Genomic DNA, 16107 nt, shown 5'->3' on the forward strand with positions numbered 1-16107 from the left:
GGGGGGGCGCTCGTGGGGGCGGGGGTTCCGGGGTGCTTCCTTTTCGCGCCCGGGCGGCCCTCACCCCCCAACGGGCGGGTGCCCGTACGGAGACTCCGTACGGGCACCCGCCGTTTCGCCGGGGTGCGGTCAGCCGCGCAGCTCGGCGGCGACCAGCTCCGCGATCTGGACGGCGTTCAGCGCCGCGCCCTTGCGGAGGTTGTCGTTGGAGACGAACAGCGCCAGGCCGTTCTCGGCGGTCTCGTCCTCGCGGATGCGGCCCACGAAGGACGCGTCCTGGCCGGCGGCCTGGAGCGGGGTGGGCACCTCGGAGAGGGTGACGCCGGGGGCGCCGGCCAGCAGCTCCTGGGCGCGCGCGGGGCTGAGCGGACGCGCGAAGCGGGCGTTGACCTGCAGCGAGTGGCCGGTGAAGACCGGGACGCGGACGCAGGTGCCGGACACCTTCAGGTCCGGGATCTCCAGGATCTTGCGGCTCTCGTTGCGGAGCTTCTGCTCCTCGTCGGTCTCGTTCAGCCCGTCGTCGACGATCGAGCCGGCCATCGCCAGCACGTTGAAGGCGATCGGGGCGACGTAGTTGTCCGGCTCCGGGAACTCCACGGAGGCGCCGGAGTGGGTCAGCTTGGTGGCGTCCTGCTCGATGACCTTGCGGACCTGGCTGTCCAGCTCCTCCACACCGGCCAGACCGCTGCCGGAGACCGCCTGGTAGGTGGCGACGACCAGCGAGACCAGGCCGGCCTCGTCGTGCAGCGGGCGCAGCACGGGCATCGCGGCCATGGTCGTGCAGTTCGGGTTGGCGATGATGCCCTTGGGCCGGTCGGTGATGGCCTGCGGGTTGACCTCGGAGACGACCAGCGGGACCTGGGGGTCACGGCGCCAGGCGGAGGAGTTGTCGATCACGACCGGACCGGCGGCGGCGACCTTCTCCGCCAGCGCCTTGGACGTGGCGCCACCCGCGGAGAAGATCACGATGTCCAGCCCCGAGTAGTCGGCGGTCGCCGCGTCCTCGACGGTGATCTCGGTGTCCTGCCACGGGAGGGTGCGCCCCGCGGACCGGGCCGAAGCGAACAGCCGCAGCTGCTCGACCGGGAAGTTCCGCTCGGCGAGAATGCCCCGCACCACGCCGCCGACCTGTCCGGTGGCTCCGACGATTCCGATCCTCATGGGACTCCTTCTTTCTGGCCTGGCTCGGGTGTCTGCTCGGAACACCTGCTCAGTACGGGCTCCATCATGTGTGTGATACCCGTCGCCTTGTCCAATCCGTTCCCTTCCGTGGAGCGTGCCGGGCGCCGGGCGGACGCCCCCGCGCGCGGCCTCCGGCCGGGTGTGCCGCTCCTCACGTCACCGGCCCGGCCCGGCCGCCGGAACATCCGGTTCCAGGGTACGGACCCATCTTTTCCCGATACATCCGCTTGCGCACGTGATAGCCGGTCTGTCCGGCGGGGTGCCACCCCGCCCCCGGGCCGCCGGCCACCTCGCCCCCGGCCGCCGCCCACCGCCCCCGCTGCCCCGCCGGATGAACTCCCGGTGACCGGCGTACGCCGCGGACCTCAGGGCGCGGTGACCGTCCGATGACGGGGAGATCCCTGTCCGGTGATGGGTTCTCCGCGTTGCGGTGGCGTTCACGCGGCGGTCACCCCCGGTGCCAACCATCCAGGGTGACAGGGCAGTTGTGCTGCCCGGCCGCCTTTGCGTTCACCCGGGGAGCCCGCGAATGTCCCGTATACGGTCCGCCGCCACTCTCGACCGCCGTACGTTCCTCGCCGCCACCGGAGCCGTCGGTGCCGCCACCGGACTCGGGCTGGCCTTCGGCCCGGACCGGACGGCCCAGGCCGCCACCGTCAGCCCCGGCCCGGCCCCGGCGGCGCCTGAACCGGTCGAGGCACCCGCCGTCCCCCGCGTCCCCTACACCCGGGGCACCACCCTCGCCGGGGTGTCGGCGCCGCGTGGCAGCGGAGGCTTCCGCCGGCTCGGCGACGGCCCCGCCTGGGACCGGGTGGTACGCGCCGAGCTGGCCGCCGCGCACGGCGGGCGGGACCGGCGGCGCACCGCGCTGGCCTCGTTCGTGCACTTCACCGACCTGCACCTGGTCGATGTGCAGAGCCCGCTGCGCTACGAGTACCTGCGCAGCGAGACCGCCAGCGCCTGGCGGCCGCAGGAGGCGCTGTCCGTGGCCGGGGTCGTCTCGCTGATCGAGCGGGTCAACGCACTGCCCGGCGGGCCCGCCACCGGCGCCCCGCTGTCCTTCGTGATGACCACCGGCGACAACACCGACAACAACTCCAAGCTGGAGCTGGAGTGGTTCCTGACCGCGATGAGCGGCGGCAGGATCACCCCCAACTCCGGCGACCGGCGCCGCTACGAGGGCGTCCAGGACAGCGGCCTGAAGCTCTTCTGGCAGCCGGACAGCCCGCTGCGCGACGCCGACAAGAAGCTGGGCTTCCCGGAGCTGGACGGCTTCCTGGACGCGGCGATCCGCACCGTCCACAGCCCCGGCCTGCGGATGCCCTGGTACTCGACGGTCGGCAACCACGACTCGCTGCCCGGCGGCTGCTACGCGCCCGGTGACCCCTTCTGGACCGAGATCGCCACCGGGGAGCGCAAGCTGGAGACGCTGCCCGCCGCCGAGGCCGCGAAGGTGTGGAAGGCGGTCAAGGACGGCCTCGACCCCAAGGGGGAGGACTTCAAGCGGCTGCTGAAGGGGCACGCCAAGCAGACCCGGCGGGTCACCCCCGACGAGCGGCGCGCCCCGTTCACCCGGGCCGAATACCTGCGCGCCCACCTGGACCCCGCGCACACCGGCCCCGGCCCACACGGCCACGGCTACACCGCCGCGCACCTCGACGGGAACCGCCTCTACTACACCTTCCGGATCTCCGACGACGTCCTCGGCATCAGCCTGGACACCACCGACCCCGGCGGCCACTACACCGGCTCGGTCGGCGACGCCCAGCTCCGCTGGCTGGAGCGGACCCTGAAGGAGAACGAGAAGGGCGACAAGGCGCATGTGCTGGTCTTCAGCCACCACACCGGCAAGACGATGAACAACACCCGCCCCGACCCGGCCCGGCCGCACGAGAAGCGGCACGGCGGCCCGGAGCTGATCGAGGTGCTGGCCGCGCACCCCGCCGTCGTCGGCTGGATCAACGGCCACAGCCACAAGAACGAGGTCATCCCGCACGGCGGCTTCTGGGAGATCTCCACCGCCTCGCACATCGACTTCCCGCAGCTGGCCCGGGTCATCGAGCTGGTGGACAACCACGACGGCACGCTGTCGCTGTTCACCACCCTGGTCGAGTCGGCCGCCCCGCACCGCACGGACTTCACCGACCTCTCGCAGACCGGCCTGGCCGCCCTCTACCGCGAGCTGTCCTTCAACGCCCCCGAGGCCCGCACCGACCTCGCGGGCACCGCCGGGGACCGCAACGTCGAGCTGCTGCTCAAGCGCCGCTGACGGCCGCGGGGCGTCCCGCTACCGCGGCAGCACCACCACGTACGCGCCCGGCTCCCGGTCCCCGGCCGCCATCAGGGCCGTACGCACTACGGCGGCCTGCTGCTCCGGGGACTGGCGCAGGGTGCGGGGCAGCACGCGGACCACGGTGATGCCCAGCCGCTCCAGATGCTCGCGCTTGTGGAAGAACGGGGACTGCAGCGGGTCCTCCTCGGCGCGCGGGGCCCGGGTGTCGATCTCCAGGGCCACCGAGTGCTCCGGCCAGAAGGCGTCCACACCGCCCAGCTGCGGCCCGCCCGGCAGTCGCAGATCGACGTTCCACAGCGGGTCCGGCAGCCCGTGCTCGCGCACCATGGCGTACAGCTGCTGCTCGGCCAGTGCCCGCCCCTCGGCGAGCAGGGTGTCCACCGCGTCGACCACGTGCGGCCGGGTCAGCAGCCGGGCCCGGCTCAGCTCCCGCACCACCGCGCTCGCCTCGCAGTGGCCGCCGCGCACCGCCTCGGTCAGCAGCCGGCGCACCGTCGCGGCGTCGGTGAGCGCGCCGATCGCGTCCGCCAGCGCCCGCGGCACCGGCGCGGCCGGCACCCCCGTGACGTCCTGCGCCACGGGCAGCTCCACCGCCCGCAGAATCCGCGCGAAGCCGGTGGAGCGCAGCCGCCGGGTGCGGGAGACCAGCACCTCGATACGGTCCAGGGCGGGCAGCGGCGGCGCCTCGGCGAAGCCGTGCAGGGCGAGCGCCGCCAGCCCGGTGATCATCGCCTCCGGGGCGTCCCCCGACGGACTGCTCTGCCGGGGGACGGTCGGCCCCCGGTGACTGGCGTACAGCAGCACCGCGTGCAGCCGCTCCTCGCTGGTGGCCGGACCCGGGTGCAGCAGGTAGATGCCCGGGAGCACCTGCTGCCAGCTGCCGCCGGGGCGGCAGCGTTCGGTGGTCTCCGCCGCGGGGACGCCGTGCTCGCGCAGCTGACGGGTGGTCATCACCCGGCGGCGGGAGGCGGAGAGGTGCTGGAGGGGGAGGGGGGAGAGCGGGGTGTCGTGGTTCATGCCGGGTCGATTCCCGCCCCCGCTCCACCCCCTAACCGCTGTTACACGCCCGTAGCGCAAACCGGACAACCCTGTACTAAAGTACGGGCGTTCGACTGCCGAATGGGGCTGGTCGTCACGGGGGTTACGGCCGCGCCCCGGCCGCCTCGTCACAAGCCTGTGCCCGCAGCGCACGGGCCAGGTCGTCCCGCTCCTCCAGCACCATCCGGCGCAGCGCCGGCGCCGCCCCCTCGTGCCCGGCCAGCCAGTGGTCCGCGGCGTCGAGCGTGGCCCGCTCCACCTGCCAGGAGGGGAACAGCCCGCGCACCACGTCCATGGCGATCTCGATGGACCGCTCCCGCCACACCCGCTCGATCTCCGCGAAGTAGCGCGCGGCGTAGGGGGCCAGCAGCTCCCGCTGCTGCGGCTGCGCGAACCCGGCGAGCGTCGCCTCCACCAGGGCGTTGGACAGCGCGTCGGACTCCACGACCGCCGCCCACGCCTGCGCCTTGACCCCGGCCGAGGGGCGGGCGGCCAGACAGCGCACCTGGTGGCGCTTGCCGGAGGCGGTGTCGTCACGGGCCAGTTCGGCGGCGAGCACCGCCTCGTCCGCGGCGCCGTGGGCGGCCAGCGGCTCCAGCAGCGTCCAGCGCAGCTCCTGGTCCACGTCCAGCCCGTCGATCTTCGCCGTGCCGTCCAGCAGGCCCTGGAGCAGCTGGAGATCGGCGGGGGTGGTGGCCAGGGCGGCGAAGTGCCGGGCCCAGGTGAGCTGATGGCCGCTGCCGGGTTCGGCCAGCCGCAGCTCGCGCAGCGCGCCCTCGGCGAGCTCCCGGGCAGCGGACTCCCGGCGGTCCGGCGCCGAGTAGTACTCCAGCGCCGTCAGCGCCTGCCCGTGCAGCGACTGCAGCACCCCGATGTCGCTCTCCCGGCCCGCGAACCGCCGCACCAGATCGAGGTAGTCACGGGCCGGCATCAGCCCGTCCCGGGTCAGCCCCCACAGCGCGGCCCAGCACAGCGCCCGCGCCATCGGGTCGGCCAGCTCGCCGAGCCGGTCCCGCAGGGTGGCCAGCGAGCCCTCGTCGAAACGGACCTTGCAGTACGTCAGGTCGTCGTCGTTGACCAGGACCAGCTCGGGCCGCTCGGCACCGGCCAGCTCCGGCACGGCCGTCCGCGGCCCGGAGACGTCCACCTCGGCGCGGGCGTAGCGCACCAGCGCCGGGTCCGCGCCCTCGCGCCGGTAGAGCCCCACCGCGACCCGGTGCGGGCGCAGCTCGGGCCGCTCGGCGTCCGCCTCCTGGAGGATGCTCAGCTCGGTGATCCGGTCCCGGGCGTCATAGGTGACCTGCGGGGTCAGGGAGTTGACGCCCGCGGTCTCCAGCCAGGCACGCGACCAGCTCGCCAGGTCCCGCCCGGACGTCTCCTCCAGTACGGCCAGCAGGTCGGTCAGCCGGGTGTTGCCGTAGGCGTGCCGCTTGAAGTAGCGCCGGGCGCCCTCCAGGAACGCGTCCTGCCCCACGTACGCCACCAGCTGCTTGAGGACCGCGGCGCCCTTGGCGTAGGTGATGCCGTCGAAGTTGAGCTTGGCGTCCTCCAGGTCACGGATGTCGGCGGTGACCGGGTGGGTGGAGGGCAGCTGGTCGGCGCGGTAGGCCCAGGACTTGCGGCGGTTGGCGAAGGTGATCCAGCCGTCCCGGAAGCGCGTCGCCTCCACCAGCGCGAAGGCGCCCATGAAGTCCGCGTAGGACTCCTTGAGCCACAGGTCGTCCCACCACTGCATGGTGACCAGGTCGCCGAACCACATGTGCGCCATCTCGTGCAGGATGACGTTGGCCCGGCGCTCGTAGGACGCCTCGGTCACCTTCCCGCGGAAGATGAACTCCTCGCGGAAGGTGACGCAGCCCGGGTTCTCCATCGCCCCGAGGTTGTACTCCGGGACGAAGGCGGTGTCGTACTTCCCGAAGGGGTACGGGAAGTCGAAGTGGTCGTGGAAGAAGTCCAGGCCCTGCCTGGTGACGGTGAGGACGTCGTCCGCGTCGAAGTGCTTCGCCAGCCCCTTGCGGCACAGCGCGCCCAGCGGGATCTCCAGCTCCGTGCCGTCCTCGAAGGTCCGGCGGTAGGTGTCGGAGACGTAGTGGTACGGGCCGGCGACGACGGCCGTGATGTACGTCGAGATCGGCTTCGTGGTCGCGAAACGGTGCCGGCCGCCCTCGGCCTCGCCCTCCTGCGCGCCGTTGCTGACCACCAGCCAGCCCTCGGGGGCGGTCACCTCGAAGGTGAACGGGGCCTTCAGGTCGGGCTGTTCGAAGTTCGCGAAGACCCGGCGGGAGTCGGCCGGCTCGTACTGCGTGTAGAGGTAGACCTCGCCGTCCTCGGGGTCCACGAAGCGGTGCAGGCCCTCACCGGTCCGGCTGTAGGCGCACTGCGCGTCGACGACGAGGGTGTTCTCCGCGGCCAGCCCGTCCAGCGTGATCCGGGTGCCGTCGAACACCGTCCGGGGGTCCAGCTCCCGGCCGTTGAGGGTGACCGAGGTGACCGCGGGGGCCAGCAGGTCCACGAAGGTCGAGGCGCCGGGCTCCGCGCAGCGGAAGCGGAGGGTGGTCAGGGAGCGGAAGGTCCCGGCCGACGCGTCACCGGCGACCGCTGAGCGGACGTCCAGCGCCACGTCGTAGGCGTCGACACTCAGCAGCCGGCCCCGCTCACGTGCTTCGTCCCGGGAAAGATTCTCACCTGGCACGCCGTGACTCCCTCGTCCTCGTCTCGAATATCGAACACGGGGAATCATGGCACGCCCGCCGCTGGTTGAACCTTCCAGGAACAGCACCGTGACCGACGTGCACAGCCGTGAAGAGGAGACCCCGTGTCCGAGAGCGCGAAGACCCCCGCAGACTTCTGGTTCGACCCGCTGTGCCCCTGGGCGTGGATGACCTCCCGCTGGATGCTGGAGGTGGAGAAGGTCCGCCCGGTCGAGGTGCGCTGGCATGTGATGAGCCTGGCGGTGCTGAACGAGGACCGGCTCGACGAGCTGCCCGAGGAGTACCGCGAGCTGCTGAAGACCGCCTGGGGCCCGGTGCGGGTGTGCATCGCCGCCGAGCAGCAGCACGGCAGCAAGGTGCTCGGCCCCCTCTACACCGCGCTCGGCACGCGGTTCCACAACCGCGGACTGGAGCGCACCCGCGAGACGATCCTGGACGCCCTGGCGGAGGCCGGCCTGCCCGCCGGGCTGGCCGACGCCGCGGACTCCGACGCCTACGACGCGGAGCTGCGCGCCTCCCACAAGGAGGGCATCGACCTGGTCGGCCAGGAGGTCGGCACCCCGGTCATCGCGGTGCCCGGCTCCGACGGCGACCAGATCGCCTTCTTCGGCCCGGTCGTCACCCCGGCCCCCAAGGGCGAGGAGGCCGCCAAGCTGTGGGACGGCACGCTGATGGTCGCCTCCATCCCCGGCTTCTACGAGATCAAGCGGACCCGGACCCAGGGCCCCGTTTTCGACTGACACCCGTCGGCACGCAGGGGAGCGCCCCCGCACGTATCCGACGTGCGGGGGCGCTCCGTCATTCCGCCCGCCAGGTGAAGGGTGAGAAGACGATCACGAGGCGGGACGTCTGTAACAGCGTTACGGCGCCAGCAGCAGGTTGTTCGCGCGCTGCTTGGCGGAGGCGTAGCGCTTGGCGACGTCCTGCCAGTTCACGACCTGCCACATGGCCTCGATGAAGTCCACCTTCTGGTTCTTGTACTGCAGGTAGAAGGCGTGCTCCCAGGCGTCGAAGACCAGGATCGGGACCGAGCCCTGGCCGACGTTGCCCTGGTGGTCGTAGATCTGCTCGACGATCAGCCGGCCGGTGACCGGCTCGTAGGCGAGCACGCCCCAGCCGGAGCCCTGCGTGGTGGCGGAGGCCTTGGTCAGCTGGGCCTTGAACTTCGCGAACGACCCGAAGGACTCGGCGATCGCGTCGGCCAGCTCGCCCACACCGTCCTTCTCCAGCGGCTCGCCGCCGCCCTCACCGGTCATGTTGTGCCAGTAGATGCTGTGCAGGATGTGGCCGGAGAGGTGGAACGCGAGGTTCTTCTCCAGGCCGTTGATGCTGCCCCACTGGTCCTTGTCGCGCGCCTCGGCGAGCTGCTCCAGGGTGTCGTTCGCGCCCTTCACATAGGCCGCGTGGTGCTTGTCGTGGTGCAGCTCGATGATCTCGGGGCTGATGACCGGGGCCAGTGCCGCGTAGTCGTAGGGGAGTTCCGGAAGTGTGTAGGTCGCCATGCCGATCCCGCCTCCAAGCTGCTAACCAGCAGTAGTTGCAAACAATGTGCAGAAGCACGCTATCAGCAGGAGTGATCACCGGCCGGTTGCGGGCACCGGCCTGGTCCCAAAGACGGAGGCGGGGCGGGACCTCGGAATGAGGTCCCGCCCCGCCGTCGGGGGAGTGGGGGAGCGCTACTCCTGGGACACGCCCGCGCCCCGGCCCAGCGACCGCTGCCGGAGCAGCCCGATCACCGCCAGCACCACCCCGAAGCCGCCGGTGAACAGCAGCTGGATGCGCTGGTTCTCGTCGCGCAGCATCAGCAGCAGCACGGCGACGATGCCCGCCAGCGCCACCCAGGTCAGGACCGGGAAGGCCCACATCTTCACCACGAGCTTCTCGGGCGCCTCGCGCTCCAGCATCCGGCGCATCCGCAGCTGGGCGGTGGCGATGAAGCCCCACACCACCAGGACGGCCGCACCGACCATGTTCAGCAGCCACTGGAAGAGCGTGTCGGGCCACAGGAAGCTCAGCACCACCGCGAAGAAGCCGAAGGCGGCGCACATCAGGACGGCGCGGCGCGGGACGCCCCCGCTGACCTTGCCGAGGAAGGCCGGGCCCTGGCCGCGGGAGATGAGCGAGTACGCCATCCGGGAGGAGCCGTAGAGGTTGGCGTTCACCGCGGAGAGCAGGGCGACCAGGATGACGACGTTCATGACCTGGCCGGCCGCCGGGATCTTGAGGTAGTCCAGCACCGCCACGTACGGGCCGCTCTTGGCGATGGCGGGGGCGCTCCAGGGGATGACCGTGACGATGACGGCCATCGAGCCGACGTAGAAGAGGGCGATCCGCCACATCGCGGTGCGCACCGCGCTGGCGACCCCGCGCACCGGGTCCTTGGACTCGGCGGCCGCGATGGTCACCGTCTCCAGCCCGCCGTAGGCGAACACCGAGGCCAGCAGACCGACCATCAGGCCGTCGACGCCCTTGGGCAGGAAACCGCCGTCGCCGGTGAGGTGGGTGGTGCCCGGCGCGGAGGTGCCCGGCAGCAGACCGAGGATCGCCAGCACGCCCAGGACCAGGAAGATGCCGATCGCCGCGACCTTCAGGGCGGCGAACCAGAACTCGAACTCACCGAAGTTGCTGACCGCGGCCAGGTTCGTCCCGGTGAAGATCACCATGAACAGCAGGACCCACATCCACGGCTCGGTGCCCGGGAACCACTGGAGCATCACATCCGCGGCGCCCAGCGCCTCGGCGGCCACCGCCACACACAGCAGCGCGGTGAACATCCAGCCGACCGTGAACCCGGCCCAGGAGCCTATGGAGCGCTCGGCGTGCACGGAGAAGGAGCCGGAGGCCGGATTGGCCGCGGCCATCTCGCCGAGCATCCGCATGATCAGCATGACCAGGGCGCCGGAGACGGCGTAGGCCAGCACGATGGAGGGGCCGGCCGCGGCGATGCCCTCGCGCGAGCCGACGAACAGGCCCGCGCCGATCACCCCGCCCAGGGCGATCATCGAGAGATGGCGCTGCTTGAGGCCGTTGGACAGCGTGGAGCCGCTGTCGGGGCCCGCGCCCTGAACCGCGTCGCTCTGCTCGCGCGCGGTGGCGGCGGACGAGGGTGTCCGATTCATGTCGTACCTGTCCCAGTAGGTGAGAGCGGAGCAAGGCGTTACTGCGTTCTCCCGGGGCCGCGACCGGTGCGACGGTGCTGCCGGGCCCCCTGGACCCCCGCCGGGGCAGCAGGTCGCGAAGGGCCTGCCGACGGCACAACTCCGGGGTCCTCGGCAAAGCGGGGCCCAGTTTGAGCGCCGGTGTCCGCTCAGGGCAACAGTTGTGCAGCGAATGTTCGGTATTCAGACGTGATCGTCACCGTGTGTACCTGAATCGTCGTCGATTACGACGCGGTGTGATCTCCGTCGCAGCGGGTCAGCGCCCCGCGCGGCGCGCCCGGAGCTCGCGTACGCCCGCGACGAGCAGCACCACACAGGTCGCCCCGGCCGACCACAGCAGCTGCGGACGGGCCGCTTCATCGGTCAGCATCAGCACCAGCACGCCGCCCATGGCCACCAGCGAAGCCCAGGTCAGATACGGGAACGCCCACATCCGCAGGGTCAGCTTCTCCGGCGCCTCGCGTTCGATACGCGGACGCAGCCGCAGCTGGGACACGGCGACCAGTCCCCAGACGAACAGCAGCACCGCGCCGACCGCGTTGAGCATGTAGAGGAAGACCGAATCCGGCCATTTCAGGTTCAGCAGCACGGAGACGAAGCCGAAGGCCACCGACGCCAGCACGGCCCGGCGCGGCACCCCGCCGCCCGACACCTTCAGCAGCGCCCGCGGCGCCTCGCCCCGCTCGGCGAGCGAGAACACCATCCGCGACGAGCCGTAGAGATTGGCGTTCAGCGCGGAGAGCAGCGCCACGAACACCACGATGTTCATGATCTGCCCGGCGCCCGGCACACCGATGCCGTCCAGCACCGCGACATACGGGCTCTTGCCCGGCTCCATCGACGACCAGGGCAGCAGCGTCACGATCATCAGCATCGAGCCGACGTAGAAGAACAGGATGCGCCAGACCGCGCTGCGCACCGCCCGGCCCACCGCACGCGCCGGATCGTCCGACTCGGCCGCGGCGATGGTGACGACCTCCAGGCCGCCGAACGCGAACACCACCGCGAGGACACCGGAGACCACCCCGGCCCAGCCGTGCGGCAGCAGACCGCCGTGCCCGGTGAGGTTCGTCAGCCCGACCGGCTCGGTGTCCGGCAGCACGCCGAGGACCGCCAGCAGGCTCAGCGCGAGGAACAGCACGATCGCGGTGACCTTCAGCGCCGCGAACCAGAACTCGAACTCGCCGAAGTTCTTCACCGCGGCCAGGTTGGCGACGGTGAAGACGGTCATGAAGAGCAGCACCCAGCCCCACTGCGGCACCGCCGGCACCCAGCCGTTGGCGATCTGCGCCGCACCGGTGGCCTCCACGGCGAGCACCACGACCAGCAGGAACCAGTACAGCCAGCCCACACTGAACCCGGCCCAGCGGCCGAGCGCCCGCTCCGCGTGCACGGAGAACGCGCCGGACGCCGGCATCGCCGCCGACATCTCGCCGAGCATCCGCATGACCAGCATCGCCAGCGTGCCCGCGATCAGATACGACAGCACGATCCCCGGGCCGGCCACCGCGATCCCCGCGCCGGAGCCCACGAACAGGCCCGCGCCGATCACCCCGCCCAGGCCCAGCATCGTCAGATGGCGCTGCTTGAGCCCCGCGGACAGCGGCTCTTGCGCACCGGTGTCCGCGCTGGGGGCGGGCACACCGGCTGGGGTGGTGGTGTCGTGCATGGGCTCGTACTCTCGCCAGGGCCGAGGCGGCGGGGGCCGTCGGCGGTATTGGGGGAACTCCACAGGTGACCGCGGGGCGGACACAGTGTCGCCGCACCCCGCGCGCTACCACAAAACCGGCGCCATGACGCGGTCCCGGCCGTGATGAGCATCACGTGACCTGCGAAGACGCCGAACACTCCGCCGGGTCCTGGCAGCGTGGCAGTTGTTCGGAAGTCTCCAAGCGGGCCGTTACGGCTTTGTCGCCGCCACACGATGATCGCCGGGCGCTCGCTGGACTAACGTCGTCGCGTCCCGTCATGTCCCTCTCACACCGCGGAGTCCCGATGAGCACTGCCGCTCTCTCCCGTCCTGGTTCGGTCCTCGCCGATCTGCTGCCGGCCGCCACCGCCTCGCGCGCCCGCGTCCGTGACGCGGCGCTGGTGCTCGGCGGCGCCGCGCTCACCGGTGTCGCGGCGCAGATCGCCGTCCCGGTCCCCGGCTCCCCGGTTCCGGTCACCGGCCAGACCTTCGCCGCCCTGCTGGTCGGCGCCTCCCTCGGCGCGAGCCGCGGTCTGCTGTCGCTGGCGCTGTACGCCCTGGCGGGTCTCGCGGGCATGCCGTGGTTCGCCGGCGGTGCCTCGGGCGCCGGCGGTGCCACCTTCGGCTACATCGTGGGCATGCTGCTGGCCGCCACCGCCGTGGGCGCGCTGGCCCGCCGCGGCGGCGACCGCGGAGTGCTGCGCACCGCCGCCACCATGGCCGCCGGCACCGCCCTGATCTACGCGGTCGGCGTCCCCTACCTGGCGCTGAGCACCGGCATGTCTTTCGGCAAGGCCGTCGCCGTCGGCATGGTCCCGTTCCTCCTCGGCGACGCCCTCAAGGCCGCGCTGGCCATGGGCGCGCTGCCCACCGCCTGGAAGCTCGCCGGGCGCCGCGGCTGAGAAGCTGAGAAGAGGGCGGGGCCCGCACCGGTTCGGTGCGGGCCCCGCCCTTTTCTCCTCTGCTGTTACGGCGTCACACGCCCTCGGCCTCGACCGCGTCCCGCTCCCGCGGACGACGGCGGTCCAGGATCAGTCCGACCGCCAGCACGACCACGGCCGCGACCACCGACAGCACCATCTGCTCGCGCCCGTCCGGGTCGTAGAACATGTAGCCGATGACGAAGACGATCAGCCCGATCGTCGCGTACGTCAGCCACGGGTACAGCCACATCCGCACCGTCAGCCGCTCCGGCGCCTCCCGCTCGATGATCCGGCGCATCCGCAGCTGCGAGAAGCAGATGACCAGCCAGACGAACAGCGCCACCGCGCCGGACGAGTTCAGCAGGAACTGGAAGATGGTGTCCTTCGAGGTATAGCTGAAGATCGTCGCGACGAAGCCGAAGGCCACCGACGCCCAGATCGCGACCGCCGGGACGCCGCCCTTGTTGACGGTGGCGAACGACTTCGGCGCATCCCCGCGCTGGCCGAGGGAGAACGCCATCCGGGAGGCGGTGTAGAGCCCGGAGTTCAGACAGGACAGCACCGCGGTCAGCACCACGACGTCCATCACGGTGCCCGCGTACGGGATCTCCAGCGACTTCAGCACGGCCACGTACGGGCTCTTGGCCACCGCCGGGTCGTCCCACGGCAGCAGCGTCACGATCACCGTGATCGAGCCGATGTAGAAGAGCGCGATCCGCCAGATGACGCTGTTGACGGCCTTGCGGACGGCCTGCACCGGGTTGGGCGACTCGCTCGCCGCCAGCGTGACGATCTCGCTGCCCATGAAGGAGAAGACCACCAGCAGCATGCCGGAGAGGATCGCCCCGGGACCGTGCGGCAGGAACCCGCCGTTCCCGGTCAGATGCGACATCCCGACCGGGTCACCGCCCGGCGGCAGCCCGAATATCGCCAGCGCGCCGACCACGATGAAGATCACGATCGCGACGACCTTGATCCCCGCGAACCAGAACTCGAACTCGCCGAACGAGCCCACCGAGACCAGGTTCGTACCGGTCAGCACGATCATCACCAGCAGCGCCCAGGCCCACTGCGGGACGGCCGGGACCCAGCCGGTGAGGATCGCGGCGGCCGCGGTCGCCTCGACGGCCAGCACGACCGACCAGAAGAACCAGTACAGCCAGCCGATCGTGAACCCGGCCCAGCGGCCCAGCGCCCGGTCCGCGTAGGCGGAGAACGACCCCGAGGTGGGAGAGGCCGCGGCCATCTCACCCAGCATCCGCATCACGAGCACGACCAGCAGGCCGGTCAGCGCGTACGAGAGCAGGATGCCCGGACCCGCGGCCGCGATCCCGGCGCCGGAGCCGACGAACAGGCCGGCGCCGATCACCCCGCCGATGGCGATCATCGACAGATGGCGGTTCTTGAGTCCTGCTTGCAGCCCGTCCTGCGACTGCCCCCCGGTCACACCGCCGCCGGGGTCACCGGCGGTGGGGACCACTTTGGTGGTAGGCGGGTGCGCGCCCATGTGCACCGTCCATTCGTGGTTCTTGGATGAATCCCCCGCATTAGATCTTCGTTAACCGTGGATTGGAAGGTCTGCAGCCGGATTGTTGTGTGAAACCCTGGACGGTTACGCGATGCGCTTGCGTACAGAAGGCGGGGGGTAGCTTTCCGTGCAGGAGTCCGGCGGAGACCCAGCCGCGCCTACCCGGCGGCAGCCGTGTCACACTCATCGCATGCGCGTGTACCTCGGCTCCGACCATGCCGGCTTCGACCTGAAGAACCACCTCGTCGAATGGCTCAAGGCCCATGGCCACGAGCCCGTCGACTGCGGACCCCACCTCTACGACGCCCAGGACGACTACCCGCCGTTCTGCCTGCGCGCCGCGGAGAAGACCGCCGCCGACCCGGACAGCCTCGGCATCGTGATCGGCGGCTCCGGCAACGGCGAGCAGATCGCCGCGAACAAGGTCAAGGGCGTCCGGGCCGCGCTGGCCTGGAGCGAGGAGACCGCCAAGCTCGGCCGCGAGCACAACAACGCCAACGTGATCTCCGTGGGCGGCCGGATGCACACCGAGGAAGAGGCGACGAAGTTCATCGAGATCTTCCTCGCCACCCCGTACTCGGGTGAGGAGCGCCACACCCGCCGCATCGAGATGCTCTCGGCCTACGAGACCACCGGCGAGCTGCCCGCCATCCCGGCGCACCACCCGCAGGGCTGACCCCCCGTTCATCCCGTCGCCCGCCCTCCCCGGCCGCCGGGGAGGGCGGGCGCGCCCACTGGAGGACCTCCGTGCCCGAGGGGCATACGATCCACCGCCTCGCCCTGGACCACCGCACCCGCTTCGAGGGCGAACCGGTCCGGGTGAGCAGTCCGCAGGGCAGGTTCGCGGACGGCGCGGCCCTCATCGACGGCCAGGTCATGACCGGCGCCGAGGCCCACGGCAAGCACCTCTTCCTGGGCTTCGGCCGGGACCGCTGGGTCCATGTCCACCTCGGCCTGTTCGGCAAGCTCGGCTTCGGCGCGGCCCCCGCGCCGCCGCCCACCGACACGGTGCGCCTCCGTCTCACCGGCGCCGCCGCGTACGCCGACCTCCGCGGCCCCACCACCTGCGCGCTGATCACCGGGGACGAGAAGCGCGCGATACACGACCGGCTGGGCCCCGACCCGCTGCGCCCCGGGGACGACGGCGGCCGCGCCTGGCAGCGGATCTCCCGCAGCCGTACGACCATCGCGGCGCTGCTGCTCGACCAGAAGGTCGTCGCCGGCGTCGGCAACGTCTACCGCGCCGAGGTCCTCTTCCGCCATGGGATCGACCCCTACCGCGCGGGCCGCGACCTCACCCGCGCCGAATGGGACGCCCTCTGGGCCGACTTGGTGTTCCTGATGGCCGAGGGCGTCCGGGACAACCGGATCGACACCGTCCGCCCGGAGCATCTGCCCGAGGCCATGGGCCGCGCGCCCCGGGTCGACGACCACGGCGGCGAGGTGTACGTCTACCGCCGCGCCCACCAGCACTGCCACATCTGCGGCAGCGAGATCCGCACCGCCGGCCTCGCCGCCCGCAACCTCTTCTGGTGCCCGGGCTGCCAGCCCGGCAGCGGCGGCGCCTGACCGTTCAGGGGCCGC

The 16107-nt window shown here is 71.6% G+C and carries 12 protein-coding genes; 5 read left to right on the forward strand and 7 right to left on the reverse strand.

What is annotated here, in order from left to right; translation table 11 throughout:
- Positions 1-129 precede the first annotated feature (129 nt).
- On the reverse strand, positions 130-1161 hold the full coding sequence (locus ACWC9R_RS18240) for an aspartate-semialdehyde dehydrogenase (RefSeq protein ID WP_450732687.1): 1032 nt from the start codon (positions 1159-1161) through the stop codon (positions 130-132).
- Positions 1162-1711: 550 nt separating this feature from the next.
- On the opposite strand from ACWC9R_RS18240, the gene ACWC9R_RS18245 reads away from it, so the two are divergent.
- Entirely contained in the window at positions 1712-3451 is a 1740-nt protein-coding gene (locus ACWC9R_RS18245) for a TIGR03767 family metallophosphoesterase (protein WP_450732689.1), read from the forward strand.
- Between the two features lie 18 nt (positions 3452-3469).
- Here the strand turns inward: ACWC9R_RS18245 and ACWC9R_RS18250 are convergent, their stop codons facing one another.
- Positions 3470-4492 carry a hypothetical protein gene (locus ACWC9R_RS18250; RefSeq protein ID WP_450732691.1) on the reverse strand — a complete coding sequence of 341 codons (1023 nt, stop codon included), beginning with the start codon at positions 4490-4492 and terminating at the stop codon, positions 3470-3472.
- A gap of 124 nt (positions 4493-4616) precedes the next feature.
- Positions 4617-7205 carry an aminopeptidase N gene (pepN, locus tag ACWC9R_RS18255; protein WP_450732693.1) on the reverse strand — a complete coding sequence of 863 codons (2589 nt, stop codon included), beginning with the start codon at positions 7203-7205 and terminating at the stop codon, positions 4617-4619.
- A 123-nt stretch (positions 7206-7328) separates the two neighbouring features.
- Here pepN and ACWC9R_RS18260 point away from each other — a divergent pair, with 123 nt between their 5' ends.
- The gene (locus ACWC9R_RS18260; RefSeq protein ID WP_450732694.1) at positions 7329-7964 is read left to right on the forward strand and encodes a mycothiol-dependent nitroreductase Rv2466c family protein; all 636 of its coding nucleotides are present in this window, start codon (positions 7329-7331) and stop codon (positions 7962-7964) included.
- A gap of 120 nt (positions 7965-8084) precedes the next feature.
- On the opposite strand, the gene ACWC9R_RS18265 is transcribed toward ACWC9R_RS18260, so the two are convergent.
- The 3 genes from ACWC9R_RS18265 to ACWC9R_RS18275 form a co-directional block, all read right to left on the reverse strand.
- Positions 8085-8726, reverse strand: a complete 642-nt coding sequence (locus tag ACWC9R_RS18265; protein WP_109889760.1) for a superoxide dismutase — start codon at positions 8724-8726, stop codon at positions 8085-8087.
- A gap of 174 nt (positions 8727-8900) precedes the next feature.
- The gene (locus tag ACWC9R_RS18270) at positions 8901-10343 is read right to left on the reverse strand and encodes an amino acid permease (RefSeq protein WP_450732696.1); all 1443 of its coding nucleotides are present in this window, start codon (positions 10341-10343) and stop codon (positions 8901-8903) included.
- A gap of 295 nt (positions 10344-10638) precedes the next feature.
- Positions 10639-12051 (reverse strand): amino acid permease, encoded by a 1413-nt coding sequence (locus tag ACWC9R_RS18275; RefSeq protein WP_450732697.1) that lies wholly within the window; start codon positions 12049-12051, stop codon positions 10639-10641.
- A gap of 326 nt (positions 12052-12377) precedes the next feature.
- Here ACWC9R_RS18275 and ACWC9R_RS18280 point away from each other — a divergent pair, with 326 nt between their 5' ends.
- Positions 12378-12974, forward strand: coding sequence for a biotin transporter BioY (locus tag ACWC9R_RS18280; protein WP_450732699.1), 597 nt, complete (start codon positions 12378-12380; stop codon positions 12972-12974).
- 73 nt (positions 12975-13047) lie between these two features.
- On the opposite strand, the gene ACWC9R_RS18285 is transcribed toward ACWC9R_RS18280, so the two are convergent.
- A complete protein-coding gene (locus tag ACWC9R_RS18285) occupies positions 13048-14502 on the reverse strand; it encodes an amino acid permease (RefSeq protein WP_450732700.1) in 1455 nt (484 codons plus the stop codon).
- Positions 14503-14713: 211 nt separating this feature from the next.
- On the opposite strand from ACWC9R_RS18285, the gene ACWC9R_RS18290 reads away from it, so the two are divergent.
- Both ACWC9R_RS18290 and ACWC9R_RS18295 read left to right on the forward strand, forming a co-directional pair.
- On the forward strand, positions 14714-15199 hold the full coding sequence (locus ACWC9R_RS18290; protein WP_362606940.1) for a ribose-5-phosphate isomerase: 486 nt from the start codon (positions 14714-14716) through the stop codon (positions 15197-15199).
- A gap of 71 nt (positions 15200-15270) precedes the next feature.
- Complete coding sequence (locus tag ACWC9R_RS18295) at positions 15271-16092, forward strand: Fpg/Nei family DNA glycosylase (RefSeq protein ID WP_450732702.1); 822 nt, start codon at positions 15271-15273, stop codon at positions 16090-16092.
- The last annotated feature ends 15 nt before the right edge of the window (positions 16093-16107 follow it).

This window comes from Streptomyces sp. NPDC001219, from assembly GCF_053597915.1.

Excerpts from the sequence above, each read along its gene's own strand:
- ACWC9R_RS18245 (WP_450732689.1), top strand. The coding sequence starts at position 1,712 with ATGTCCCGTATACGGTCCGCCGCCACTCTCGACCGCCGTACGTTCCTC.
- ACWC9R_RS18280 (WP_450732699.1), top strand. The coding sequence starts at position 12,378 with ATGAGCACTGCCGCTCTCTCCCGTCCTGGTTCGGTCCTCGCCGATCTG.
- ACWC9R_RS18270 (WP_450732696.1), bottom strand. The coding sequence starts at position 10,343 with ATGAATCGGACACCCTCGTCCGCCGCCACCGCGCGCGAGCAGAGCGAC.
- ACWC9R_RS18240 (WP_450732687.1), bottom strand. The coding sequence starts at position 1,161 with ATGAGGATCGGAATCGTCGGAGCCACCGGACAGGTCGGCGGCGTGGTG.
- ACWC9R_RS18285 (WP_450732700.1), bottom strand. The coding sequence starts at position 14,502 with ATGGGCGCGCACCCGCCTACCACCAAAGTGGTCCCCACCGCCGGTGAC.
- ACWC9R_RS18250 (WP_450732691.1), bottom strand. The coding sequence starts at position 4,492 with ATGAACCACGACACCCCGCTCTCCCCCCTCCCCCTCCAGCACCTCTCC.
- ACWC9R_RS18275 (WP_450732697.1), bottom strand. The coding sequence starts at position 12,051 with ATGCACGACACCACCACCCCAGCCGGTGTGCCCGCCCCCAGCGCGGAC.
- ACWC9R_RS18265 (WP_109889760.1), bottom strand. The coding sequence starts at position 8,726 with ATGGCGACCTACACACTTCCGGAACTCCCCTACGACTACGCGGCACTG.
- ACWC9R_RS18290 (WP_362606940.1), top strand. The coding sequence starts at position 14,714 with ATGCGCGTGTACCTCGGCTCCGACCATGCCGGCTTCGACCTGAAGAAC.